22 protein-coding genes and 2 tRNA genes are annotated in these 23,329 nt (G+C 71.9%); 3 read left to right on the top strand and 21 right to left on the bottom strand.

Annotated elements, in window-relative coordinates; all coding sequences use genetic code 11:
• Positions 1 to 5: 5 nt before the first annotated feature.
• The 5 genes from ACOKGD_RS07220 to ACOKGD_RS07200 are packed head-to-tail and all read right to left on the bottom strand — an operon-like array spanning position 6 to position 7,990.
• On the bottom strand, positions 6 to 608 hold the full coding sequence (locus ACOKGD_RS07220; protein ID WP_342334839.1) for a GNAT family N-acetyltransferase: 603 nt from the start codon (positions 606 to 608) through the stop codon (positions 6 to 8).
• On the bottom strand, positions 605 to 2,653 hold the full coding sequence (locus tag ACOKGD_RS07215; RefSeq protein WP_342334840.1) for a penicillin acylase family protein: 2,049 nt from the start codon (positions 2,651 to 2,653) through the stop codon (positions 605 to 607). Before ACOKGD_RS07215 ends, ACOKGD_RS07220 begins: the two co-directional genes overlap by 4 nt.
• Entirely contained in the window at positions 2,650 to 5,067 is a 2,418-nt protein-coding gene (locus tag ACOKGD_RS07210; RefSeq protein ID WP_342334841.1) for a GNAT family N-acetyltransferase, read from the bottom strand. Before ACOKGD_RS07210 ends, ACOKGD_RS07215 begins: the two co-directional genes overlap by 4 nt.
• Positions 5,064 to 6,401 (bottom strand): lysine N(6)-hydroxylase/L-ornithine N(5)-oxygenase family protein, encoded by a 1,338-nt coding sequence (locus tag ACOKGD_RS07205; protein ID WP_342334842.1) that lies wholly within the window; start codon positions 6,399 to 6,401, stop codon positions 5,064 to 5,066. Before ACOKGD_RS07205 ends, ACOKGD_RS07210 begins: the two co-directional genes overlap by 4 nt.
• The gene (locus tag ACOKGD_RS07200) at positions 6,398 to 7,990 is read right to left on the bottom strand and encodes a pyridoxal phosphate-dependent decarboxylase family protein (RefSeq protein WP_421355105.1); all 1,593 of its coding nucleotides are present in this window, start codon (positions 7,988 to 7,990) and stop codon (positions 6,398 to 6,400) included. The genes ACOKGD_RS07205 and ACOKGD_RS07200 overlap by 4 nt, the downstream gene beginning before the upstream one ends.
• A gap of 175 nt (positions 7,991 to 8,165) precedes the next feature.
• On the opposite strand from ACOKGD_RS07200, the gene ACOKGD_RS07195 reads away from it, so the two are divergent.
• A complete protein-coding gene (locus ACOKGD_RS07195) occupies positions 8,166 to 8,516 on the top strand; it encodes a DUF2200 domain-containing protein (protein WP_421355116.1) in 351 nt (116 codons plus the stop codon).
• Positions 8,517 to 8,719: 203 nt separating this feature from the next.
• On the opposite strand, the gene ACOKGD_RS07190 is transcribed toward ACOKGD_RS07195, so the two are convergent.
• From ACOKGD_RS07190 to ACOKGD_RS07180, 3 genes are all read right to left on the bottom strand, one after another.
• Positions 8,720 to 10,192, bottom strand: a complete 1,473-nt coding sequence (locus tag ACOKGD_RS07190; RefSeq protein WP_342334844.1) for an MATE family efflux transporter — start codon at positions 10,190 to 10,192, stop codon at positions 8,720 to 8,722.
• A gap of 251 nt (positions 10,193 to 10,443) precedes the next feature.
• Positions 10,444 to 11,793, bottom strand: a complete 1,350-nt coding sequence (locus ACOKGD_RS07185; protein WP_342335527.1) for an MFS transporter — start codon at positions 11,791 to 11,793, stop codon at positions 10,444 to 10,446.
• Positions 11,794 to 11,851: 58 nt separating this feature from the next.
• Positions 11,852 to 13,498, bottom strand: coding sequence for an NAD-dependent epimerase/dehydratase family protein (locus tag ACOKGD_RS07180; protein ID WP_342334845.1), 1,647 nt, complete (start codon positions 13,496 to 13,498; stop codon positions 11,852 to 11,854).
• Between the two features lie 196 nt (positions 13,499 to 13,694).
• Between ACOKGD_RS07180 and ACOKGD_RS07175 the strand changes: the two genes are divergently transcribed.
• The gene (locus tag ACOKGD_RS07175) at positions 13,695 to 13,973 is read left to right on the top strand and encodes a hypothetical protein (protein WP_342334846.1); all 279 of its coding nucleotides are present in this window, start codon (positions 13,695 to 13,697) and stop codon (positions 13,971 to 13,973) included.
• A gap of 67 nt (positions 13,974 to 14,040) precedes the next feature.
• Here the strand turns inward: ACOKGD_RS07175 and ACOKGD_RS07170 are convergent, their stop codons facing one another.
• The 13 genes from ACOKGD_RS07170 to rplU all read right to left on the bottom strand — a co-directional run bounded on the left by ACOKGD_RS07170 (position 14,041) and on the right by rplU (position 22,810).
• Positions 14,041 to 14,982, bottom strand: a complete 942-nt coding sequence (locus ACOKGD_RS07170; RefSeq protein ID WP_342334847.1) for a diacylglycerol/lipid kinase family protein — start codon at positions 14,980 to 14,982, stop codon at positions 14,041 to 14,043.
• A 121-nt stretch (positions 14,983 to 15,103) separates the two neighbouring features.
• Positions 15,104 to 15,568 (bottom strand): DUF3817 domain-containing protein, encoded by a 465-nt coding sequence (locus tag ACOKGD_RS07165; RefSeq protein ID WP_342334848.1) that lies wholly within the window; start codon positions 15,566 to 15,568, stop codon positions 15,104 to 15,106.
• A gap of 142 nt (positions 15,569 to 15,710) precedes the next feature.
• Positions 15,711 to 15,786, bottom strand: a tRNA-Ala gene (locus ACOKGD_RS07160).
• A 50-nt stretch (positions 15,787 to 15,836) separates the two neighbouring features.
• Positions 15,837 to 15,912 (bottom strand) — tRNA-Ala (locus tag ACOKGD_RS07155).
• A 45-nt stretch (positions 15,913 to 15,957) separates the two neighbouring features.
• Positions 15,958 to 16,356, bottom strand: a complete 399-nt coding sequence (gene rsfS, locus ACOKGD_RS07150) for a ribosome silencing factor (RefSeq protein WP_421355104.1) — start codon at positions 16,354 to 16,356, stop codon at positions 15,958 to 15,960.
• Complete coding sequence (locus ACOKGD_RS07145; RefSeq protein WP_342334849.1) at positions 16,356 to 17,606, bottom strand: hypothetical protein; 1,251 nt, start codon at positions 17,604 to 17,606, stop codon at positions 16,356 to 16,358. Before ACOKGD_RS07145 ends, rsfS begins: the two co-directional genes overlap by 1 nt.
• Positions 17,603 to 18,202 (bottom strand): nicotinate-nucleotide adenylyltransferase, encoded by a 600-nt coding sequence (nadD, locus tag ACOKGD_RS07140; protein WP_342334850.1) that lies wholly within the window; start codon positions 18,200 to 18,202, stop codon positions 17,603 to 17,605. The genes ACOKGD_RS07145 and nadD overlap by 4 nt, the downstream gene beginning before the upstream one ends.
• A gap of 11 nt (positions 18,203 to 18,213) precedes the next feature.
• Positions 18,214 to 18,435: a hypothetical protein gene (locus tag ACOKGD_RS07135; protein ID WP_342334851.1), complete on the bottom strand. Its 222-nt coding sequence runs from the start codon at positions 18,433 to 18,435 to the stop codon at positions 18,214 to 18,216.
• 58 nt (positions 18,436 to 18,493) lie between these two features.
• Positions 18,494 to 19,768 (bottom strand): glutamate-5-semialdehyde dehydrogenase, encoded by a 1,275-nt coding sequence (locus ACOKGD_RS07130; protein ID WP_342334852.1) that lies wholly within the window; start codon positions 19,766 to 19,768, stop codon positions 18,494 to 18,496.
• Complete coding sequence (gene proB, locus ACOKGD_RS07125; protein ID WP_342334853.1) at positions 19,765 to 20,577, bottom strand: glutamate 5-kinase; 813 nt, start codon at positions 20,575 to 20,577, stop codon at positions 19,765 to 19,767. The genes ACOKGD_RS07130 and proB overlap by 4 nt, the downstream gene beginning before the upstream one ends.
• Positions 20,574 to 22,103 carry a GTPase ObgE gene (gene obgE / locus ACOKGD_RS07120; protein ID WP_342334854.1) on the bottom strand — a complete coding sequence of 510 codons (1,530 nt, stop codon included), beginning with the start codon at positions 22,101 to 22,103 and terminating at the stop codon, positions 20,574 to 20,576. Before obgE ends, proB begins: the two co-directional genes overlap by 4 nt.
• Positions 22,104 to 22,224: 121 nt before the next feature.
• Positions 22,225 to 22,479 carry a 50S ribosomal protein L27 gene (gene rpmA, locus ACOKGD_RS07115; protein ID WP_055991412.1) on the bottom strand — a complete coding sequence of 85 codons (255 nt, stop codon included), beginning with the start codon at positions 22,477 to 22,479 and terminating at the stop codon, positions 22,225 to 22,227.
• 22 nt (positions 22,480 to 22,501) lie between these two features.
• Positions 22,502 to 22,810: a 50S ribosomal protein L21 gene (rplU, locus tag ACOKGD_RS07110; protein ID WP_342334855.1), complete on the bottom strand. Its 309-nt coding sequence runs from the start codon at positions 22,808 to 22,810 to the stop codon at positions 22,502 to 22,504.
• Positions 22,811 to 23,033: 223 nt separating this feature from the next.
• Here rplU and ACOKGD_RS07105 point away from each other — a divergent pair, with 223 nt between their 5' ends.
• A complete protein-coding gene (locus ACOKGD_RS07105; protein ID WP_342334856.1) occupies positions 23,034 to 23,300 on the top strand; it encodes a DUF4031 domain-containing protein in 267 nt (88 codons plus the stop codon).
• Positions 23,301 to 23,329 lie beyond the last annotated feature (29 nt).

Genomic DNA, 23,329 nt, shown 5'->3' with positions numbered 1-23,329 from the left:
CGGCCTCATCCCGCGCGCGCGGCGAGCTCCTCGGCGCGTTCGCGGGTGAGGAAGACGAGCTGGGCGTCCTTCGGGCCGTGGGCCGAGTCGAACCGGACGCGCGGCCCGGGTTCGAAGCCGACCGCGCGCACGCGCGCGACCGCGGCGGCGTTGCGGGCGTCCGGTTCGGCGACGAGCCGGCGGGCGTCCGCGCCCGACAGCAGGAACCCGATCATGGCGGGGCCGAGCACCCGCCAGAGGCCGGCGCCTCCCGGGCCGCGTTCTCCGAGGAAGAAGTGCAGCCCGATGTCGCCCGGCCGGACGTCGTATGCGGTCGAGACGGGGTCGTCGTGCGGGTCGTAGGCCTGCAGGAGCACCACGGGCTCGCCGTTCCAGCGCACGAGGTAGGCGTGGTGAGAGGGAAGCGTCTCGACGAAGGCGTACGTGTCGCGCACCTCGTCGCGGCTCAGGTGCCCCATCCCCCAGAACACGGCGGTCGGGCGGGTCACCCAGCGATGCAGCAGGTCGGCGTCTGCGTCGGGATCGAGGGCGTGGACGGTGACCGTCGCATCGCCGGAGGTCACGCGGAAGAGCTCGGCGCCGCGGGGGCCGGTGCGCAGCAGGGTCATCCGGGTGTCTCCGTATCGGGGTGGAGCCGTCGCCAGTCCGTGACCACGGGCGCGGTGCCGGCCCGGGCCCAGGTGGCCAGCTGATCGTCGAAGTGGGGCGATGCGGGGTCGCCGGACGCGCCGAAGGGCACTCCCCAGCGGCTCGCGTCGCGATCGTCGAGGTCCCAGATCCAGCGCGCGACGCTGCCCCGCCACGACCGATCGGTGACGCCCGGCGCCGACGCCGTGCACCACGGCGTGTCGGAGTCCCCCGACAGCGGCACCGGCGGGACGGACGGCACCGCGTCTCCCGGCAGGCCCGACACGTCGGCGAGGGCATGCAGCGCGTGCAGGCGATGCGTCGCTCCCCAGGTCGGCTGCGCGGCGGCCTCGGCGAGGGCGTCCGCCGCCAGGGCCCGGCGCGATGCCTCGCCGTGCAGCGCCTCCAGCAGGGCGGGCAGCGCCTCGGCGACATGGGTGCGCACCGAGAACCACGGATCGAAGATCTCGCCATACGGGTGTGGGTCGGCGAGCGGGGCGAGCCGGGGGTCGGCCGCGACCCGGGCGACGAGCGCGTGCCGGTAGGCGGCGAACTGCGCGGCCCCGCCGGAGGCCGCGTCCATGCGCGCCCCGCACGCCACCCACGCCCGCAGGCGGTCGGCGGCGGCGTCGCCCGGGGGAAGCAGCGCGACGAGTCCGGCGGCACCCCGGTGCGTGATGTCGGCGTGCAGGCGGTGCTGCGACGCGGGCGTCTCGCCTCCCGGGGCCCCGTCGGCCAGCAGCGTCCGCAGGCGATCGGCGCGGTGCGGGGCGTAGCGCCATCCGAGGTCCTGCGCCGGATCGGCGGGCCGCTCGTTCGCGTCGACATGGTGCTGCGCGACCACGACGGATGGGCGCAGCGCCACCCACGGGCGCGGGTGCGCGTCCTCGGTCCACGCGGGGGTGGGGAGGACGCGCTCGCCGCGGGCGCGGGCGGCGAGCCGGCCCGCCGTCAGCGAGAGCACCTCCTCGCGATCGGCGGCCAGCACCCGGTTGACGGGGTCGACCCAGTCGCCGAAGGCGCGGGCCACGTCCCGCGCGCTGCGGGCACGCAGCAGGGCGCGCCAGGCGGGCACCCCGGCGTCTGACGTCTCGCGCACGGGCCAGCGGATCGACCACGCCTCCCCCGCGAGGTCGCCGGCGATCACCGGGCCCCGCGCCGTCTCGATCCAGGTCTCCTCGACGGTCTCCGCGCCGCGCACGATGATCCTCTGGCGCCCGGTCGCCGTGGGCTCCGGTCCGTCCGGTCCCTCGGCCGATCCCGCGGTCAGGCGCTCGGCGAACACCTCGACGTGGTGGGCGATCGCGTTCGTGATCCCCCAGGCGGCCTCGCCCGTGTGCCCGAAGTGCTGCACGCCGGGCACGCCGGGGAAGGCGAGCCCGATGACGTCGTAGTCGGGGCAGGCGAGCCGCACCTGCTGGTAGACGCCGGGCAGCTCCAGCAGCCGGTGCGGGTCTCCGGCGATCAGCGGTGCGCCGGAGGCCGACCGTGCGATGGCCCAGGCGTTCGAGCCCGAGGCGGGACCCGCGTCGTCGAACCAGGCGACGGCGTCCGCGCCCAGGTGGCGCGCCACGTGATCGCGCCACAGCACGTGGGGGAAGCCGCTGAACAGGACGTGCGCCACGAGGAACACCCCGATCGGCGCCCAGTCCGGCCAGGGGGTGCGCACGGGGCCGGGCCCGAAGTGCGCGTCGAGTGCGTCCTCCTCCGCGGTGCGCAGGCCCGCCAGACCCGCGTTCACCCCCGCGGTGTAGGCCGCCAGCCACGCGCGATCCGGTTCGGCCAGCGCCGCGTGCACCCGCCGCGCGGTGTCCGCGAGCCGGACCCGGGCGGCGAACCGGTCCCACACCAGCCCCGCCGATCCGATCCGCTCGGCCAGGCGTCCCTCGGCGCGCCAGCGGTCGACCTCGACCTGCCAGCCGCGGTCGCGCGCCGTCACCCAGCCCTGACCGTAGGCGAGCGCGAGTTCGGAGCCGGCCCGCAGGTGGGGCACGCCGAGGTCGTCTCGGAAGAGCTCGAACCTCACGCCGTCACCATCGCGGGCTCGCGGGCGGCGACCGGATTCGCCATCTCGCCCGCGTAGATGAGCGATCCCGACTGGTCGGTCAGGTCGACCATCTGCAGCGTGTTGCGCAGCTGCAGACGGTTCAGGCACGAATGCGCGAACGTCGCGGCGCGGAGGTCGACCCCGGTGACGAGCCCCGGGTGCTCGGCGCGATGCCGGTCGATCGTCTCGGCCACGAGTGACCAGAACGTCTGCTCCGGCAGGACGCCATCGGTGGCGAGGATCGCGGCGACGTGACGCAGCACCCCGTCGAACACGTCGGTGAAGATCGCCAGGGCGCGCTCCTCATCGGGCACCACGGCGCGGACGCGCTCGATGCCCTCGGGCAGCGGACGATCCCCGACGACGGCGATCTCCTCGCCGATGTCCTTGACGAACGCCCGGCGCACCGCACCGTCGCGCAGCACGAGGATCAGGTTCTCGCCGTGCGGCATGAAGGCCAGCTCGTGCGCCAGCAGGCAGTGCACAAGCGGGTACAGGTAGGCGTCGAGGTAGCCGCGCACCCAGTCGGCGGCGCCCAGGCCGGACGTCCGCACCAGCTCGGTGACCAGCGCGATGCCGGCCGCGTCGCGGTGCAGCAGCGCGGCCATCGTGACCACGCGCTCTCCGTCGGCCAGCCGCGGCAGGGGCGACTCCCGCCACAGCGCGGCGAGCATCTTGCGGTACGGATTCGGCGAGGGCGTGCGGTGGTACGCGTCTCCCGTGTACCCGACGGCGGCGAGCTCCCGCAGCACGCCGAAGCCCGAGCGTCGCAGCGTCTCGTCGCCGTGCACGGTCTCGGCGACCCAGTCGTTGATCGCGGGCGTCGCGCGCATGTAGGCGGGCGACAGCCCCCTCAGGAAGCCCATGTTCTGGATCGCCAGGGCCACCTTCACGTAGTGCCGCCCGGGTCGCGTGCGGTTGAGGAAGGTCCGGATCGACTGCTGCGGCTGGTACTCATCGCAGCTCGGTCCCACGGGCACGAGGTCGCCGCGGGCGACGTCGGCGGCGAAGGTGACCGCGACGCGATGGTCCCACTGCCAGGGATGCACCGGCAGATAGACGTAGTCGGCCGGCTCCAGCCCGCGCTCGACGAGCCGGGCCGCGAAGGCCGTGCGATCGGCGGCCGTGAGCTCGGCGCCGTAGAGCGCCTCCTCCGTCTGATCGGCCGAGAGCGCGAGCTGGGTGTGCTCCCGACGCGCGGCGAGCCACACCAGGCGGATGCGGGCGGCCCGCTCCGGGGCGTACCGCTCGTAGTCGCTCAGCGAGAACCCGATCCGGCCGTTGTTGGCGAGGAATCCGGGGTGGCCCTCCGACATCGCGGCCTCGGCGGCTTGGAACGCCGCGGCCGGAGCGACCGCCGGATCGGTGAGGAGGCCCGCCAGCGCGGCCGATCCCGGGGTCGCGCCGCTCGCCTCGCGCTCGAGCTTCGCGCAGGCGGCGGCGAAGGTCGCCGACAGCTCCTCGAGGTAGACGGGCAGCAGCTGCTCGGGGATGCCGAGGACGGCCTGGAGGTCGGTGACGACCTCCAGGGCGTCGATGGGCCGGGCGTCACCCGCGACCGTGCGGGTGATCGATGCCTCGTCGATGACCCAGTGCTCCAGCCGCAGGCGTCGTGCACGGAAGCGGTATGTCGCCTCCCCCGCTAGGAGCGTGTACTCGCGTGCCTCCGGGTGCGTCGCCGCCGCCTCCGCCGGAGCGCCGTCGACGCGGGAGGGAAGCAGCAGTCGCTCGTGGGTGAGCTCGGCGATCGCCTTCGCCACCAGGTGGCGATGGGCGCGGTCGGCCAGGTGGGGCCTCAGGTGGGTCGCCAGCGGCGCGCCGGCCCCGAGCGGCGACGCCCCGAAGTCCTCTCGGGTGCAGAGCGAGAGGGCGGCGCGCTTGCCCGCGAGCTCGACCTCGCCCTGCACCCGGAAGCCGGCCGCCGCGTTCTTCGCCGCGATCGCCGTGTTGCGCACGTCCGGCTCGACGACGACCCGCAGCGCTCCGCGCGCGCCCGGGGCGTCGGTCAGGCAGAAGCGCAGGACGGCGGTGAAGGCGGCGTCGGTCAGCCCGTGGCGCGCCGCCGCACCCTTCGCGCGCGGCGCGACGAGGAAGTGCATGCCGAGGTCGCCCGGGCGCGCCTCGAAGACGGCGGGGAGCAGCACATGCCGCGGGTCGTAGGTCTCCAGGAAGAAGACGGAGTCGCCGTTCACCCGGCCCAGCCACGCCGCCTGGTGCGGATCCGCGGCGATGTCGGCGAGGTACCGGCGCACCTCGTCGACGGACAGGTGCCCCATCTGCCAGAAGGCCGACGCCGGGTGGGAGAGCCAGCACTGCAGCAGGGCGGCGTCGCGGCCCGCGTCCACCGGCTCGACGGTGATCGATCCGAGGGCGGTATCCGTGGTGAACGTCATCGGACGACCTCCCGCTCGCGCACCGCGGGGGCGGGCGCGGGCAGGCCCGACCCTTCGGGAAGGCCGAAGGTCTGGAAGGCGATGGAGCGCTCGATCGCGTACGGCTCGCGCCCCGTCACGTTCGCGAGGATGGTGGCGTTCCGCCACGCGCCGAACCCGAGGTCGGGGGCGGTGACCCCGTGCGTGTGCTCCTCGCCGTTGACCACGTGCAGGGTGCGGCTGTCGTCCACGGTGTAGTCGCGGGTGACCGCGAAGCGGCCGGCCGCGTCGAGGTTGATCCTCTCCCGCACCGGATCGAGGAAACCGGGGATGCCGGATCCATAGCCCGTGGCGGCGACGACCGTGCGCGTGCGATGCTCGGCGGTCCGGCCGGTCTGCCCGTGCCGCAGCGTGAGGACGATGTCGTCGCCCTCCACACGACCGGAGATCACCTCCACGTCCGTCATCAGCGTGGTCGGCACCTCGCGGCCGAGTGCCGACTTCCGGTACAGCGTGTCGTGGATGTCGTCGACCAGCTCGGCGCTGATGCCCTTGTACAGGCTGCGCTGCTCGCGGCCGAGTCGGTCACGCAGCTCCTCGGGAAGCGCGTGGTAGTGGTCGGTGTACTCAGGAGAGGTCATCTCGAGCGTGAGCTTGGTGTACTCCATCGGGAAGAACCTCGGCGATCGGGTCACCCAGTCCAGGCGGTAGCCGCCTTCGTGGATCGTCTCGAGCAGGTCGCGGTAGACCTCGGCGGCCGACTGTCCGCTCCCCACGACCGTCACGGCGCCCGAGGCCGCCAGCCCTGCGCGGTGGGGCAGGTAGTCGGCCGTGTGCACAACGCGGTCGGGAGCCGCCGCCGCGAGCTCTGCCAGCGGGGCGGGAAGGCGCGGTGCGGTGCCGGTGCCGAGCACCAGGTGCCGGGCCCGGTGGATCTCCGCCCCGTCGGCGGTGAGGGCCGTGACCACCCAGGCGTCGCCGTCGTGCTCGACGGCGGTCACGCGCCTCCCCCATCGCAGGGTGTCCAGTCGCGCGGCGACCCACCGGCAGTAGGCGTCGTACTCGGCACGCAGCGGGAAGAACGACTCCCGGATGTAGAACGGGTACAGCCGCCCCTGGTCCTTGAGGAACGCGAGGAACGAGTAGGGCGACGTCGGATCGGCCATGGTGACGAGATCCGCCAGGAACGGCACCTGGATGGTGGCGCCCTCGATCATCATCCCGGGGTGCCAGCGGAACTCGTCGGCCTGGTCGAGGAAGATCGCGTCGACGTCCGGAAGCGGGTCGGCCAGGGCCGCGAGTCCGAGGTTGAACGGGCCGATCCCGATTCCGAGCAGGTCGTGGGTGACGGTCATCGCGCGACCTCCGCTCCGGCCCGGCCCACGGCGACGTCCTCGGCCCGCGTCCGATGCAGGCGCGGGTGAGCGGCGGTGCGGCAGGGCGGGGTGTCGTCGCCCAGCAGCTGCTCGCCGGCGAGGATCCCCTGCGCCGCGGTGCGGACGAGCTCCAGCACGGCCCGCACCTGCTCGAGGCTGACATCGGGGTTCAGCAGCGTCAGCTTCAGTGTGGGGCGGCCGTCGATGACGGTCTTCGCCACGAGCGCGCGCCCCGAATCGAACAGCACACGACGGATCTGCGCCACCAGCGCGTCCGCATGCCGCGGGTCGAGACCCCGCGGCTCGTACCGGAACAGCACGGTCGAGATGTCGGTGGGGGCGACCAGCGTGAAGTCCTCGTCGGCAGCGACGACCGCGTGCACCCGCTCGGTCAGATCGCAGATCGCATCGACCATCGCTCCGATGCCGTCGGCGCCCAGCGCCCGCAGGGTCGTCCAGAGCTTCAGAGCATCGAAACGGCGGGTGGTCTGCAGCGACTTGTCGACCTGGTTGGGCTCGAGGTTCTCGAGCGGGTTGAGGTAGTCGGCGTGCCAGGCCACCGGAAGGAGATCCTCGCGCTCCCGGACGATCAGGGCGCTCGAGGACACCGGCTGGAAGAACGTCTTGTGGAAGTCGACGGTCACCGAGCGTGCGCGTTCGATGCCGTCGAGCAGGTGGCGCCGGCGCGGCGCGACCAGCAGGCCACCCCCGTAGGCGGCGTCCACGTGCAACCAGGTGCCGGCACGCTCGCAGACGTCGGCGATCGGCGCGAGCGGGTCGATGCGCCCCCGGTCGGTGGTCCCGGCCGTCGCGACCACCGCCATGGCCGTGTCGCCGGCGGCAGCGAGGTCGGTCAGGGCGGCGGCCAGGGCGTCCGGCCGCATCCGGCCGGTGCCGTCGACCGCGACCTCGACCACGGCGTCGTCGGCGAGGCCGAGCAGCAGCGCCGACTTCGCGACGCTGAAGTGGCTGGCGGCCGTGGCGAGGATGCGCAGGCGCTCGAGCGGCGCACCCGCGGCGCGCGCCTTCTGCCGGGCGAGGAACATGGCCTGGAAGTTCGACTGCGTGCCCCCCGAGGTGAAGACGCCGTCCGCACCCTGCGGGTGCCCCAGGCCGAACCCGATGCGCGATGCCGTCCACTCGATCAGGCGCTGCTCAATCAGCGTCGCCACCGCCGACTGGTCGTAGGTGTCCACCGAGGTGTTGATCGCGGCCAGCATCGCCTCGGTGGCCACCGCCGGGATGGCGACGGGGCAGTTCAGGTGGGCGAGGTACGCGGGGTCGTGGAACCACACCGCGTGGGTCGCGTACAGCTCGGCCGTCTCGTGCAGGGCCGCCTCGGTCCCGCGTGCCGGGCCATCGAGATCCACGGCGTCGACGAGCGTCTGCAGTTCGCTCCGGCTCGCCCCCGAGAACGGCTGACGCACCGCCTCGAAGCGCCCGGCGACGTCGTCCACGACGGCGTGCACGGCGCCGGCGTACAGCCCGGCGGTCTCGGTGCGCAGCAGCGCTGTGGTGTCGTGCACCGATGGCGCTGTCCGGTTTCCGGCGGGCTGGGCTGAAGGCATGGGGACGGTCCTCCGAGGTCGACGGCGTCAGTTAGGTGAACCTAAGTTAGGCTCGCCTGGCAAAGGTAGCGAAGATCCCCGCCGCGTCAAATCCGCTCGGCGCGTTCCCGTCACATCGGCCCCGGTGCCACGGACGGGTGCTCGGCGTACACTCGCGAGCGTGGACAGGGCGGCGATGAACCAGCAGCGCGCCTTCGACATGGCCGTGTCGAAGGTCTACCCGCTGTACGAGAAGAAGCTCGAGCGGAAGGGTCGCACCACGGCCGAGCTCGACGAGGTGATCACGTGGCTCACGGGCTACACCGAGCGCGAGCTGCGGACGCACCTCGACGCCGGCACCTCGTTCCGCGACTTCTTCGCCGAGGCCGAGCTCAACCCGCTCGCCTCGCGGATCACGGGCGTGATCTGCGGCATGCGGGTCGAGGAGATCGAGGACCCTCTGATGCAGCGCATCCGCTATCTGGACAAGCTGGTCGACGAGCTCGCGCGCGGCAAGACCATGGACAAGGTGCTTCGGAGCGCGTGAGCGTGACCGGGCCTCCCGTCGCACCGGCGCTCGTCCGGGCGCGCCGCGTCACCGATCGCCCGACCACGCGGCGCGACGGCGCGCGATGAGTGGCGATCCCGTCTGCTGGCTCGGGCGTGTGTGCCCCGAGTGCGGCGCCTTCGTCGAGCAGGGCGCGAGGTGCCTGCGATGCGGCACGCCCCGGCCCGACGAGGACGACGACGTCAGCGACGACGCAGGCTGAGCTTCCGGCGGGGCGTGATGACCGGGATCGGCGCGGTGACCACCGCGTCGACCACCATGGATCCGTCGGTCGGGCCGACCACGGCGATGGTCGAGGTCTCGGTGGGCACCTCGGGCGTGACCGGGAGCTTCGAGAGCTGACGATGCGCGTGCAGGTAGGCGGGGATCAGCACGCACACCGCCCCGATCCACGCCAGCGGGTTCGCGGCTGCGACGCCCACGAAGCCGAACACCGCGCCCAGCACGATCGCCGCCGCCACGCGCGCGACGAGCTCGATCGCGCCCGTGACCGTGGGGATCAGCGCGTGGCCGAGGCCCTGCAGGGCGCCGCGCAGCACGAACAGGATGCCGAGCACCCAGTAGGCGACGCCGTTGATGACGAGCATCTGATGCGCCTGGGCGACCATGTGATCCGATCCCTCGCCCACGAAGATCCGCACCATCTGCTCACCGAAGGCGACGAGCAGGGCGCCCAGGATCACCGCGGCGATGACCGCCATCCAGAGCGCCTCGATGACGCCGCGGCGGATGCGATCCGGGCGGCGGGCGCCGAGGTTCTGCGCGGCATACACCGAGGCCGCGAGCCCCAGCGAGTTGAGGAAGGTCAGCGCGAGGCTGTCGACGCGCGCAGCGGTTGTGTACGAGGCCACCGCCTCGGAGCCGAGGTTGTTGAGAGCTACCTGCACCGTGATCGTGCCGATGGCGATGATCGACGCCTGGAAGCCCATCGGCAGGCCGAGGCGCAGGTGCTCGGCCAGATCCTCGCGCCGCACGCGCCACTGGGCGCGGTGCACGTGCAGGGCCGGCACCTTCCGCCAGACGTACACAAGACACAGCACCACCGACACGCCCTGGGAGACGACGGTCGCCAGCGCCGCGCCCGCGACCCCGAGCTGCAGCGGGCCGACGAACAGGATCACGAGGCCCACGTTCAGGCCGCAGGCGACGGCCAGGAACACCAGCGGCGTCCGCGAGTCGCCGATCGCGCGGATGATCGCCGAGAGCTGGTTGAAGAACATGGTGGCGGTGCCGCCGAGGAAGCTCACCTGGGTGAAGATCGTGGCCTCGGGCAGGAGTTCCGGCGGCGTCGCGAGCAGCTCGAGCAGCGGCCCGGCCAGCGCCGCGCCGCCGACCGTGATGATGACGCTCGTGAGGCCCGTGAGGATCGTGCCCGCCGCGACCGAGCGCCCCACGGCGTCGTAGTCGCGCGCCCCGAACGCCTGCGCCGTCGGGATCGCGAAGCCCGAGGTGAGACCCCACGCGAAGCCGATCAGCAGGAACAGCAGCGAGCCGGTGGCGCCCACGGCCGCCAGCGAATCGACGCCCAGCTGGCGCCCCACGACGATCGAGTCGACGAACTGGTACAGCTGCTGGACGACGTTGCCCAGCAGCAGGGGGATGGAGAAGGCCAGGATGACGCGCCACGGGCGGCCCGTCGTGAGGTTGGAGGACATAGCAGGTTCCGTATGGGCGCGAAGCGGTCGAGGCGGCCCAGGGCAGCGCGAACGCCGGAGTGCCCGGCGAACCGGGGTCGTGACCTGGGGATTCCGGTGCTCTCCCCCGCATTCGGCTGCGAGTACGGCGGGAGACCGGCTCGCCACACATTACTCGCGTGCGGCTGACAGGCCCCCGGTTGCGGCGGCGGAATATTGGAGAGCGCTTCCACCCGCCGGCCGGTGCGGCGACCGGTCGGGCGCGCAGGCGGTCAGGCGCGCGGGCTGTTGCGGATCCCCGCCCACGACGCGATCGCCCCCGCCGCGAACAGCACCGCCGTCGCGATCGCTGTGCGGTGGAAGCCCTGCAGGGTGAGATCGCCGCCCGCGATCAGCGCGATCACCGCGACCACAAGCAGGCCGGCGACGCGCGAGACGGCGTTGTTCACGGCGGAGGCGATCCCCTCGCGGCCGTCCTCGACGGACCCGAGCACCGCGCTCGTGAGCGGGCTCACGGTGACCGTCAGACCAACGCCGAGCAGCACGACTCCGGGCAGCATCTGCAGCCAGTAGTCGAACGGATCGCCCGCTGTCAGCAGCAGGGCCGCCCCCACGGCCATGATGGCCGGCCCCGCCGTCATGAACAGGCGCGGTCCGATCCGATCCGCCCACCGTCCGATCGCCGACGACCCCAGGATCATGATCACGGTGATCGGAAGCGACGCGGCCCCGGCCAGGGTCGCCGGGAACCCGGCGGTCTCCTGCAGGAAGACGACCACCGCGAATCCGTTCAGGGCGAGCGCCGCGTAGATGAAGGTGGTCGCGAGGTTGCCGGCCCAGAAGTTGCGGATCCGGAACAGCTCGAGCGGCATCACCGGCTCGGGCGACCGGCGCTCGCGCAGCAGGAACGCGGCGAAGAGCGCGGCGCCGACGATGACGGCCCCGAGCACCAGCGGGTCGCCCCACCCGAGGCGCGACCCCTCGATGAGGCCGAACACCACGCCGCCGAGGCCGAGGGCGCACAGGGCGGAGGCGATCAGGTCGACCCGGGCGCCGGGGCGGCGCACGTCCGGCGTCTGCAGGCCCGCCAGCAGCCAGAGCGTCACGCCGATGGGCAGCACGTTGATGAGGAACGCCCACCGCCAGGAGGCGAGGTCGATGAACAGCCCGCCGATCAGCGGGGCCACCAGCATCGCCGCGCTCGTCGCCGCCGTCCAGGCGCCGATGGCGCGCCCCCGCGTCGCCTCGCCGAAGTGGGTCGTGATCAGGGCGAGCGAGCTCGGCACGAGCAGCGCACCCGCGATCCCCTGCAGCGCCCGCGCCGCGATGGCGAACTCGATGGTCGGCGCCGCGGCGATCGCCACCGACGTCAGCAGGAAGCCGATCAGCCCGACGCGCAGGATCACCTTGCGTCCGTGCAGGTCGCTGAGGGATCCGGCGACCAGGATCAGCGCTCCCAGCGTCACGAGGTAGGCGTTGACCACCCACTGCTGACCGGCGAGCCCGCCGCCGAGCTCGGCGCGGATGGCCGGCAGAGCGACGTTGACGATCGCCCCGTCGAGGAAGGCGACGAACGACGCCAGGATCGCCACTGCCAGCACGCGCCGCCCATTGGCGTCCATCCGCTCGTCCGTCACCTCTGCACGCTACTCCCCTCTCGGGGAGCGCGGCCGCTCGGCCTCAGTCGACGGTGCCGGTACGGAAGGCCTCGGGTGCCACGTGGGCATGCAGCCGCTCGAGGATCGTGGCCTGCTCCCGGGTGCGGTCCGCGAGATCCACGAACACCTGCCGGGGCAGGCCGAGGTCCGGCGCCAGATCCGTGAGGGTCTGCCAGGCACCGAGCTTGCCCATGACGGCACTCCGCATCACCTCGAGCTCGAGCACCGGTGTCATCGGGGATCCGAGCGGCCGGCCGTTGGTCTTGAGCCGCCCCGCCTTCTCGGCGAGCCAGGCGGCGGCCTGCCGATACGGGCGGCGGCGCAGCTCGAGGCTCGAGATGAGCTCCTTGAGGAACTGGCGCTCCTCGGCCACCTCGCGCGCCACGCGGGCGAGGTCCGGCCCCATGTCGGTGTCGGCGTACGCCGTGGCCATCCGTCGGAGACGGTCGACGCCCGCGGTCGCCCCGGTGAGGTGGTCCGAGAGGTAGAGCCCCAGGATGTCGCGCTCGAGGTCGGCGGGCACCCGATGGCCCGACGACTCCCGGGGTGGCTGGACGGCCCCGTCGGGGGTGGACTCCCCCGGCGGCACCTGATCCTGCGGCCACTGCGCGCGGGGTCGCAGCGGCGCGCTGTCGGCGCCCTGGCCGTCGGCCATCGCCGTGAGCAGCTCCTGGAGCGCCTCCTGGGCGGTGCGGCGCGGCTGCCACTCGAGCTCGCGCTGCGCGCGGGTGGTGTCCATGAGGGGCGCCGTCATCGCCATGTCCAGCCACCCCGGGTCGGCCGCGACGGCGTGTGTGCGCCAGGCGGCGTGCAGCAGGGGACGCAGGGCGCGGGCGGGGACGTCCATGTGCCGGCCGTGGCTCAGCACGGCGGCGAGGTCCGAGGCACGGAGCACAGGCTCGGTCGCGATGTTGAACGCACCGGTCGCCCGCCGCACGATGATCCGCCGGTAGGCGTCGGCGAGGTCCGCCCCGTGCACGACCTGCAGCCGGATCCCGGCGGGCAGGGGCAGCACGGGCAGCGCGCCCGGCCGCAGCAGGGCGGGCGGCACCAGGGCGCCGACGAACAGCCGAGTGATCTCCGCTCCCGCGTCGCCGTCGAACACAAGCGCCGGGCGCACACGCGCGACCGAGAGGCCGCGCTGCTCGGCGTCATCCAGAACGCGTTCCTGCGCGGCCTTGTCGACCGAGTAGTGCGCCGTCGGGATCCCCTCGGTGGGCCAGGACTCGTCGCGCGGCGAGTCGTCGTGGACGCCCGTGTACGCCCCGACCGAGGATGCGCACACCAGGTGGTTCACGCCCGCGCGCAGGCACGCCTCGGCGACCCGGCGCGTGCCCTCGACGTTGGCCCGCCGCATGAGGTCGCGGTCGTGGTTCGGCTGGATCAGCCACGCGAGGTGCACAACGGTGTCGACGCCGGCGAAGGCGGCCGCGAGGCGATCGATGATCAGGTCCTCGCCCGCGGCATCGAGCGCCGGGGCGGCGATGTCTATCAGGTCCCAGCGGGCGCGGTCGTACGGTGCCGACTCGACGTCGGGCGCGCGACGTGCGATCCCCACGACCTCACCGACCCGCTCCTCGCCGCGCAGCGCGTGAAGCAGCGCCGTGCCGACATTGCCCGTGGCACCGACGATCGCGACCGTGAGTGACGTGTTCTCAGATTCCGGCATGGCTTTTCCTCCTGCAAGGATTCTGGCCCGCCGCATCCGCTGTGCCTACGGGGTTGCGGTGCGCGACCTCGCCCCGTAGGGCTTGACCATGAGTGCGCCGCCACACCGGCGCGGTCCGACACCGTCTGCGTCCCACATCGTCGGCGAACCTGCAACCCCCTCTCCCACGCCGACCGCGCTCCGTAGGCTCGTCTGCATGAGCGACGTCGACACGATGGTTCGGACTGAGGTGGCGGTGAACGGTGTCGGCTCCTTCCTTGCCCAAGGGCAGGATTTGGACGACCTGAAGGCGCGGATCGAGGACGCGATGCAGGCCGGCGGACGGTTCGTCGACTTCACCGTCGTCGGGAACCGCGCGGTCAGCGTGCTGATCACCGCCACCGCGCAAGTGGTCTTCTCTGTGGAGACCGTCCCCTTCGACCCGCGGGACACGGGTGACCAACTGCAGCCCTATGGGGCGCCCTACGACTTCTGACGCGCGGCTGGACACGACGACCGGGTGAGCCGTGATCATCGCGCGCTCGCCCCGTTGATCGCGCGCGTCAGCGGATGCGGACGGCTCCCGGCTGCACGCTGATGTCGATGCGCGTGGTCAGGCCGAGGTCGTCGCCGTCCACCTCGAAGACCCGAGGCTCGTCGAGCTCGATCGTCAGCGCCGTGATCCGGCGATGGGTCGTGGAGTCCGTGCTCTGCGCGCGCTGATCCTCGTCGCCCGTACGCAGAAGCCGGCGCAGCCCGTTGTCCCACATCATGGTGCGCAGCGTCTCCACCCACCCGGCGAGCCCGTCCGCGTGGAGGATGAGCACGTCGAGCTCCCCGTCTCCGGGATCGGCGTCCGGCAGGAGCGTGACCCCGGCCTGCAGGCTGCCGCAGTTCCCGACGATCAGGGTGTGCGCCTTCTGCTCCTCCGTCGCACCGCCGTCGAACGCGAGGCGGAGGTCGATGACCTCGCTGGCCGCGACGGCCCGCCCGAGCGATTCGACGTACGCGAGCCAGCCCGCCTTGTCCTTCAGCGACTCGTCGGTCTCGGTGATCATGTGGGCGTCCATCCCGAATCCCGCCATCACGGTGAACGCGTGCCGGTGGGTCCCCTCGGGAAGCGACGTCTCGACCCATCCCAGGTCGATCGGCCGGGCGTTGCCCTCGAATGCGCGAGCGAACGCCGCGGCGGGGTCGTTCAGCGGCAGGCCGAGGTTGCGGGCCAGCAGGTTGCCCGTGCCGAGCGGGATGATCCCCAGCTCGACCTCCGATTCCCGCACCGCGAGCCCCTCGGCCACGGCGCGCACGGTCCCGTCGCCGCCGGCGGCGAAGACGACGTCGACTCCCTCGTCGAGGGCCTGCTGCGTGGCGGCCTGGCCGGGGTCGTCCTCGGTGGTCTCGAACCAGGAGACCCGTCCGTCGAACTGCTCGGCGAGTGCGGTCTCGAGTGCCTCACGGGTGGTCTTGGTGGGGTTCCAGACGATCCCGGCGTGCGCGTCGCTCATCCTGATGGCCCTCTCTCTTCGAGGTAGTCGATGAGGGCGACGATAAACGATCCGCGCGGGCCCGCGAAATGCCGGTCGCATGGCGCGGCCCTGCGACCACGCCCGCTGCGCCCGGTTCCCGTCAGCCTCTTCCGCCCGGGGGCCCGACGATGAGGAGCACCACGAAGACGAGGACGACCGCGAGAACGAGCAGGATCCCGAGCAGCTGCGGTCGGCGGAGGACGGCGCGCAGCAGGCGATCCAGGGGCCGGCGGTCGCGCGGATCGGCCGTCTCCTCGAGGCGCCAGGGGCCCTCAAGCCGTCCCGTGCGCTGCAGCCACCTCTCCGTCGGAACGGTGGCGTAGGGGATGACGGCGCTGACGATCGCGATGACGGTCGGGCCGACGCGCCAGCGCTGGTTCATCGCCACGAGCACCGCGGTGGCGCCGTACGCGAGGAAGACGAACCCGTGGATGCCGCCCGCGATGCTCACCGCGATGCGCAGGTCGGCGGTGGCACGCAGGATCAGCGCGCCGATGAGCAGGGTCCAGGAGAAGACCTCGGCGATTGCGAGCGTGCGGAAGAGGCTCAGGGGTGTGCGGAACACATCTCTCCTTGTTCGGGGCTTTTCACCATACGGACCCGCACCTTTCCGCCGGCTCCACGCCGGTGTGGTGGGATGCGTCGGGATCCTTCCGTCCGCCGAACGATCCGCGCACGAAGAAAGCCCCCGGTCTCCCGGGGGCTCTTGGTGGATCTGAGGGGACTCGAACCCCTGACCCCCTGCATGCCATGCAGGTGCGCTACCAGCTGCGCCACAGACCCAGAGTCGCGGCGGACCACGACAGTTGAAAACCCCCGTCGCCGGGGGTTCTTGGTGGATCTGAGGGGACTCGAACCCCTGACCCCCTGCATGCCATGCAGGTGCGCTACCAGCTGCGCCACAGACCCAGGTGTTGGCCGAGTAGAAGCCTCGACCAACAAAGAAAGATTACATCAGCCCTCGGTGGAGGTGAAATCCGCGCCCTCACCCGGGCGCGTCGCGAGCTCGAACGGCACCGTCGGGCAGTCCTTCCACAGGCGCTCGAGCGCGTAGAACGACCGCTCCTCCTGGTGGAAGACGTGCACAACGAGGTCGCCGAAGTCGAGCAGGACCCAGCGCGACTCGGCGCGGCCCTCGCGACGCAGGCGCTTGTATCCGCCCTCGTGCAGCTTGTCCTCGATCTCGTCGGCGATCGCGGCGACGTTGCGCTCGTTGCGACCGGTGACGATGAGGAAGGTGTCGACAAGGGGCAGCGGCTCGGAGACGTCGAGGGCCACGAGATCCTCGCCGCCCTTCGCATCCGCGGCGTTGGCCGCGATGTTGAGCATGTCCAGCGATTCGGCAGAGGCCATCAGCCAAGAACTCCTGTTGTGAATGCGGCGACCACCACGCCGATGAGTGCGATGCCCAGCACACCCGCCGTGATGCCGAGGAGCAGTGTGAGGCGGTGCGACTTCTCCGGTGCCGGCGGGCGGATCACCTCCGCCGGGCTCTTCGAAGTGCTCACCGCGTCACTCGCGGCGATCGGAGTCGGCGACGACGCGAGAGGGATCTCTCCGTCGATCAGCACAACGTCCACGTCCTTGCCGTCGGTGGTCCCCGCGGCGTGGCCGCTGGATCCGAACCCGTCGGGAAGCTGATGGGTCCGGGTGATCAGGATCTCCCCGGTGGCGTCGATCGGCGCGGACAGCGGGATCGAGCCAGGGTCCGTGGCCAGGATCAGCGCGCTGGAGGCCGTCGCGGAGCCGCTGGAATCGGCGGCCGCCTGCGACAGGATGTCCTCGAACGAGGGGGTCGTCACCGACGGCGTCGGCGCCTGGAGCAGCGACGAGCCGAACTCCGGTGCGACCGTCGGGCGCTGATCCTGCTGCGCCGCCTCCGCCGGGATGTCCTCCGCGACGAACACCGTCTCGACGGCGTCCTCGAACTGGGCGTCCACGTGCGGGGTCTCGACGACCGGCTCCTCGGCGGGGGCCTCGTCGAAGACGAGCTCCTCGACCGGGATCTCGGAGTCGGCGGGCTGCTCGTCCGCCGCCTCGGCCGGCTCGAACGGAACCTCGACGACCTCGTAGAGGACGGACGTCTCGTTCTCGCCGACGATCTTGGTCTCGATGGCCGCGAGCTGGGGCTCGGCCTCGGTCTCGGCGGAGCCGTCGACCTCGCCCTCCTGGTCGGGGGTGATCACCGAGAACTGGTTGGTGCGCAGGCGCTCCTGCTCGCGGATCTCGCGCCGGGTGAGGCGAGGCTCGCCGTCGACGTCCGCGAACGGGAGCGGGGCGGAGGTCTCCTCGGAGGCGGCCTCCAGGGCGTTCGCCTCCTCGGCCTCCTCGGCCGGCAGCGGCTCGGCGGGGTCGGCGGCCTCCGCGGCGAGGGCCTCGCGGGCGGCGGCCTCCTCGGCCTCCGTGATCAGGTGGGTCTCCTCGGTGGAGCGGGCCTCCTCCGCGGCGCGGGCGTCCTCGGCGGCGCGCGCCTCGTCGGCCTCGCGGGCCACGCGGGCGTCTTCGATCTCCTGCGCGGAGATCACCGGGGTCTGACCGGTCAGCTTCAGCTCGCGCAGCTGCCGACGAGTCAGCGGCTGCGACGTCTCGTCCGGGGTGCTCATGCGTTGCTCCGATACAGGTGATGCTTCGCGATGTACTGCACGACGCCGTCCGGCACGAGGTACCAGACGGGAAAGCCTCGCGCCACGCGATCACGGCAGTCGGTGGAGGAGATCGCCAGCGCGGGGATCTCGAGCTGGCTCACGTTGCCGCTCGGCAGCCCCTGCACGTCGAGGACATGCCCGGGACGGGAGACGGCCACGAAGTGGGCCAGAGACCACAGTTCATCGTGGTCCCTCCAGCTGAGAATCTGCGCCACGGCGTCGGCTCCCGTGATGAAGAAGAGCTCGGCGTCGGGGCGCTGGGCCTTGAGATCGCGGAGGGTGTCGACGGTGTAGGTCAGGCCGTCGCGATCGACGTCCACCCGGCTCACGGTGAAGCGGGGGTTCGACGCGGTCGCGATGACGGTCATCTCGTAACGCTGCTCGGCGAGCGAGACCTCGTGCTTCTGCCAGGGCTGGCCGGTGGGCACGAAGACGACCTCATCGAGGTCGAAGGACTGCGCCACCTCGCTGGCGGCCACGAGGTGGCCGTGGTGGATGGGATCGAACGTCCCACCCATCACGCCGATCCTCGGCGGCCTCGCCTGCACCGTCACCGGGGACGACCTTAGTGGCCGTGTCCCGTCTCGTGATCGGCGTGACCGTGATCCGCGTGCGCCTCGGCCGGGTCGGCGTGGCGGTTGGAGACGTTGCGGTACGACGCCGTGACGAGTGCCAGCAGCAGGAAGACGACGGCGGCGATGATGAAGGCCGGGAGGGTCTCCAGCATCGGGTTGCCGTGGTGTTCCGTCTCAGCGGCGGCGGCGACAATCGCTGCGGCGAGGTGCATTCGTGCTCCGTTCAGGTTGTGGCACGGACGAAGGTGACGTGCCGATCAAGCTTATCGTTCAGACGCGGACCTGACCGAAGCCACGGCCGAGCCACTTGGTGCTCGTCAGCTCCGGAAGGCCCATGGGCCCGCGCGCGTGCAGCTTCTGCGTCGAGATGCCGACCTCGGCGCCGAAGCCGAACTCTCCGCCGTCGGTGAAGCGCGTCGAGGCGTTGACCAGGACCACGGCCGAGTCGACCTCGGCGAGGAACCGCTCGGCGTTCGCGAGGTCGTTCGTGATGATCGACTCGGTGTGCCCGGTCGAGTATCGGCGGATGTGGTCCATCGCGTCGTCGAGGGTGTCAACGACCCGCATGGCGATGTCGAGGCTGAGGTACTCGGTCGCCCAGTCGTCCTCGGTCGCAGGCACAACACCGCCGGCGAGCCCGGAGACGGTGTCGTCGCCGTGCACCGTGACCCCGGCTGCCTGCAGCGCGGCCACCACGGGCGACACGAGGCGCCCGGCGGCGGCGCGCAGCACCAGGACGGTCTCGGCGGCGTTGCAGACGCTGGGGCGCTGCGCCTTGGCGTTCACGACGATCTCGCGCGCCCAGTCCTCGCGAGCGGTCTCGTCGAGCACGATGTGCACGTTGCCCGCGCCCGTCTCGATCACCGGCACCGTCGACTCGGTCACGACCGTCTCGATGAGCCCGGCGCTGCCGCGCGGCACGAGCACGTCGACGAAGCCGCGGCCGTGCATCAGGGCCTTGGCACCGTCGCGGCCGAACGCGTCGACCGACTGGATCACCTCGGGCGAGATGCCGAGGCCCTCGAGCGCGTCGCGCATCACCGCCACGAGCACCGTGTTGGACGAGAGGGCGGCGCTGCCGCCGCGCAGCACGACCGCGTTGCCGGACCGCAGCGCGAGCGCCGCGATGTCGACCGTCACGTTGGGGCGCGCCTCGTAGATCGCACCGACCACGCCGAACGGCACGCGCACCTGCTCGAGGTTCACGCCGTTGGGCATGCGGTGCCCGCGGATGACCTCTCCGACGGGATCGGGCAGCTTGGCGATGTCGCGGAGCGCGTCCGCGAGGCCCGCCACGCGCGCGGTGTCCAGGCGGAGCCGATCCAGCAGGCCCGCCCCGATGCCGTCGCGCTCGCCCCGGGCGAGGTCGTCGGCGTTCGCGGCGATGATCTCGTCCGACCGGGCGCCCAGCGCATCGGCGATCGCGTGGAGCGCGTCCGCCTTCTCACCGCTCGTGAGCCGCGCGGCGACGCGTGCCGCGTCCTTCGCCAGGCGCAGCCGATCCTGAGGGGTGTCCGTGGCGACCGGGGACTCGAGGATGCTCATTCCGAGAGCTTATCGAGACGCGCGAGCACCGGAGCGGGCGCGAACCACGTGCCGACGGGCCCACCGCTCAGGGCCTCGGCGACAAGATCGGCGCTGGTCACGAGCGTGCCGATGCCGCCCGCGGCGGCCAGGCGCGCCGCGGAGACCTTGGTCGCCGCTCCCCCGGTGCCGACGCTGTTGACCACCGTCGACCCGAACTCGAGCGCCGACAGGTCGTCGTCGCTCCCGATCACGTCGAGGGGCTCGGCACCCGGTTCGGTCGGCGGCTTCGTGTAGAGGTTCGCGATGTCGCTGAGCAGGATCAGCGCGTCGGCCGACACCAGGTGCGCGACCAGCGCGGCCAGGCGGTCGTTGTCGCCGAAGCGGATCTCGTGCGTGGCGACGGTGTCGTTCTCGTTCACGATCGGCAGGATCCGGAGGTCCAGCAGGCGCTCCAGCGCGCGCTGCGCGTTGCTGCGGTGCGTGGGATCCTCGAAGTCGCCGGCGGTGAGGAGCACCTGGCCGGCGGTGATGCCGAACGGTCGCAGGGCCTCCTGGTAGCGGAAGACGAGCACGTTCTGCCCCACGGCCGCCGCCGCCTGCTGGGTGGCGAGGTCGGTGGGGCGCGAGTCGAGGTCGAGGAACGGCATGCCCGTCGCGATCGCGCCGGACGACACCAGCAGCACCTCGGCGCCGCGCCGGTGGGCGTCCGAGAGCGCCTTCACCAGCATGGGGATGCGCCACGACGACTCGCCGCTGATCGACGAGGACCCGACCTTGACGACGATGCGCTGGGCGGACGCGATGTCCGCCCGATCCTGCACGATCACGCGTCGTCGCCCTCGCCCTCGAATCCCTCTTCGGGGATGTCGTTGCGCGTGGCGCGGCGACGCTCGTCGGCCTCGGCGCGCAGGGCGGCACGCTCGTCCTGGCGCGCGTGGTACTGCTCGCGGCGCTCGTTGCTCGTGCGGCGGGTGTTCTGCAGCATGCGCGGGTCGAGACCGCGCGGCGCCTGCATCAGCTCGGCGACCGCGCCGATCGAGGGCTCCCAGTCGAAGACGACCGAGTCGCCCTCGCCGATGAGCACGGTCGAGCCGGGGACCGCGCCGGCGCGGTACAGCTCGTTCTCGACGCCCAGCTTGTCGAGGCGGTCCGACAGGAAGCCGACGGCCTCCTCGTTGGTGAAGTCGGTCTGGTGCACCCAGCGCTGCGGCTTCTCGCCGATGATGCGGTACACGTTGCCGTACGTGCCGCCCTCGACCTTGATCGTGAACTCCTTCTTGGAGCCCCTCGGGCGGATGACCACGCGCGGCACGACGGGCCCGACGGGCGCGGCCTTGCGGTGCTCCTCGATGATCTCGCCGAGGGCGAAGGTGAGCTCGCGCAGGCCCTTGCGGGCGACCGTCGAGATCTCGAAGACGCGGTAGCCGAGCGCCTCGAGGTCGGGGCGCACGAAGGCGGCGAGCTCCTCGGCCTCGGGCACGTCGATCTTGTTCAGCACAACGATCTGGGGGCGCTCGAGCAGGGGCACCTGTCCCTCGGCGACCGGGTACGCGCCCAGCTCGGCGCGGATGGTCTCGAGGTCGGAGACCGGGTCGCGACCGGGCTCGAGCGTGGCGCAGTCGAGCACGTGCACCAGCACGGTGCAGCGCTCGACGTGGCGGAGGAACTCGAGGCCGAGGCCACGGCCCTCGCTGGCGCCCTCGATGAGGCCGGGGACATCGGCGACGGTGTAGCGGACATCGCCCGCCTGCACAACGCCGAGGTTCGGGTGCAGCGTGGTGAACGGGTAGTCGGCGATCTTCGGACGGGCGGCCGAGATCGTGGCGATCAGGCTCGACTTGCCCGCCGACGGGAAGCCCACCAGCGCGACGTCGGCCACGGTCTTCAGCTCGAGGACGACATCGCCCTCCCACCCGGGCTCGCCCAGCAGCGCGAAGCCGGGCGCCTTGCGCTTCGGCGACGCGAGGGCCGCGTTTCCGAGCCCGCCCTTGCCGCCCGGGGCCGCGATGAAGCGCATGCCGGGCTCGATCATGTCGACGAGCACCTCGCCGGACGGATCCTTCACCACGGTGCCCACGGGCACCGGCAGCTCGAGGTCCTCGCCCTGCGCGCCCGAGCGCATGTCGCCCATGCCGAACCCGCCGTTGCCGCCGTTGCGGTGCGGCGAGTGGTGATAGCTCAGCAGGGTCGTCGTCTGCGGGTCGGCGACGAGGATGATGTCGCCGCCGTCACCGCCGTTGGCGCCATCCGGGCCACCGAGGGGCTTGAACTTCTCGCGACGCACCGAGACGCAGCCATTGCCGCCCTTGCCGGCGCGCAGATGAAGCGTGACCTCATCGACGAACGTGACCATGTGGATCCGACTCCTGCCAGAGATAAACAAGAACGGGACGAGCCGAAGCCCGCCCCGTTCTACAGATTAGTAATCGTGCTGCGAGGTATGGGGGCCGACCAGCGGCACCCGCCCAGAGGGATTACTCGCCGGCGACGATGTTGACGACCTTGCGGCCGCCCTTGTTGCCGAACTCGACCGCACCGGCCGCGAGGGCGAACAGCGTGTCGTCTCCACCGCGGCCGACGTTGGCGCCCGGGTGGAAGTGCGTGCCGCGCTGACGGACGAGGATCTCGCCCGCGCTGACGACCTGGCCGCCGAAGCGCTTCACGCCCAGTCGCTGGGCGTTGGAGTCGCGACCGTTACGAGTGGAGCTTGCGCCCTTTTTGTGTGCCATCTCTCAGATCCTCCGTATCGACTTACTTGATGCCGGTGATCTTGACGCGCGTGAGATCCTGACGGTGTCCCTGGCGCTTCTTGTAGCCGGTCTTGTTCTTGAACTTCTGGATGACGATCTTCGGGCCGCGGAGGTTGCCGACGACCTCAGCCGTGACCTTCACCTTCGCGAGCTTCTCAGCGTCGGTCGTCACGTTGTCGCCGTCGACGAAGAGGACGGCGGCCAGCTCGATCGTCTCGCCCGCGGCAGCCTGCACACGGTCGAGCTGAACGATGGTGCCGACCTCGACCTTCTCCTGCCGGCCACCGGCGCGCACAACTGCGTAAACCACTTCACACCTTGTTTCATTGGGGAGCCTCGTCCGGCTCCGGGATCTCACTGAAGACTTCGCTTGCTCTCGCTGGCCGCGAGGGGCGCCTGCAAGGCTTTTGCGGCGACGTCAACGGGGACGCGCTACACAGGGGGCGCACCAAAGGAATACTCTACCGGATCGAACCTGAATACGGCAAAAGGGCCGAGGAACGCGGGGGGCGTGTCGCGGATACGATCGTCGGATGGCGATCCTGGTCGACGACCCCATCTGGCCCGCTCACGGGCGCCTGTGGGCGCACCTGGTGAGCGACTCGGATCTCGACGAGCTGCACGCCTTCGCCGCGGCCCACGACGTCCCCGCCCGCGCGTTCGACCGGGATCACTACGACGTGCCGCAGGAGCTCATCCCGCGCCTCGTGGAGGCCGGAGCCCGGCACGTCTCGGGCAAGGTCCTGGTGCGGGCGCTGATCGCCTCCGGCCTGCGGGTGACGGCGCGCGAGCGCCGCTGACCCGAGCGCCAGACCCTCCGAGCGCCAAG

The sequence above is a fragment of the Microbacterium phosphatis genome (genome assembly GCF_049177115.1).
GTDB lineage: Bacteria > Actinomycetota > Actinomycetes > Actinomycetales > Microbacteriaceae > Microbacterium > Microbacterium phosphatis.
The sequence above is the reverse complement of the archived record's forward strand: the minus strand, read 5'-3'. Positions and strand labels throughout refer to the sequence as shown.

Bases quoted from the DNA above. Each gene is read 5' to 3' on its own strand.
- ACOKGD_RS07220 (WP_342334839.1), bottom strand. From the start codon at position 608: ATGACCCTGCTGCGCACCGGCCCCCGCGGCGCCGAGCTCTTCCGCGTG.
- ACOKGD_RS07210 (WP_342334841.1), bottom strand. From the start codon at position 5,067: ATGACGTTCACCACGGATACCGCCCTCGGATCGATCACCGTCGAGCCG.
- ACOKGD_RS07205 (WP_342334842.1), bottom strand. From the start codon at position 6,401: ATGACCGTCACCCACGACCTGCTCGGAATCGGGATCGGCCCGTTCAAC.
- ACOKGD_RS07200 (WP_421355105.1), bottom strand. From the start codon at position 7,990: ATGCCTTCAGCCCAGCCCGCCGGAAACCGGACAGCGCCATCGGTGCAC.
- ACOKGD_RS07195 (WP_421355116.1), top strand. From the start codon at position 8,166: ATGAACCAGCAGCGCGCCTTCGACATGGCCGTGTCGAAGGTCTACCCG.
- ACOKGD_RS07190 (WP_342334844.1), bottom strand. From the start codon at position 10,192: ATGTCCTCCAACCTCACGACGGGCCGCCCGTGGCGCGTCATCCTGGCC.
- ACOKGD_RS07185 (WP_342335527.1), bottom strand. From the start codon at position 11,793: ATGGACGCCAATGGGCGGCGCGTGCTGGCAGTGGCGATCCTGGCGTCG.
- ACOKGD_RS07180 (WP_342334845.1), bottom strand. From the start codon at position 13,498: ATGCCGGAATCTGAGAACACGTCACTCACGGTCGCGATCGTCGGTGCC.
- ACOKGD_RS07175 (WP_342334846.1), top strand. From the start codon at position 13,695: ATGAGCGACGTCGACACGATGGTTCGGACTGAGGTGGCGGTGAACGGT.
- ACOKGD_RS07170 (WP_342334847.1), bottom strand. From the start codon at position 14,982: ATGAGCGACGCGCACGCCGGGATCGTCTGGAACCCCACCAAGACCACC.
- rsfS (WP_421355104.1), bottom strand. From the start codon at position 16,356: ATGGCCTCTGCCGAATCGCTGGACATGCTCAACATCGCGGCCAACGCC.
- ACOKGD_RS07145 (WP_342334849.1), bottom strand. From the start codon at position 17,606: ATGAGCACCCCGGACGAGACGTCGCAGCCGCTGACTCGTCGGCAGCTG.
- ACOKGD_RS07135 (WP_342334851.1), bottom strand. From the start codon at position 18,435: ATGCACCTCGCCGCAGCGATTGTCGCCGCCGCCGCTGAGACGGAACAC.
- ACOKGD_RS07130 (WP_342334852.1), bottom strand. From the start codon at position 19,768: ATGAGCATCCTCGAGTCCCCGGTCGCCACGGACACCCCTCAGGATCGG.
- obgE (WP_342334854.1), bottom strand. From the start codon at position 22,103: ATGGTCACGTTCGTCGATGAGGTCACGCTTCATCTGCGCGCCGGCAAG.
- rpmA (WP_055991412.1), bottom strand. From the start codon at position 22,479: ATGGCACACAAAAAGGGCGCAAGCTCCACTCGTAACGGTCGCGACTCC.
- ACOKGD_RS07105 (WP_342334856.1), top strand. From the start codon at position 23,034: ATGGCGATCCTGGTCGACGACCCCATCTGGCCCGCTCACGGGCGCCTG.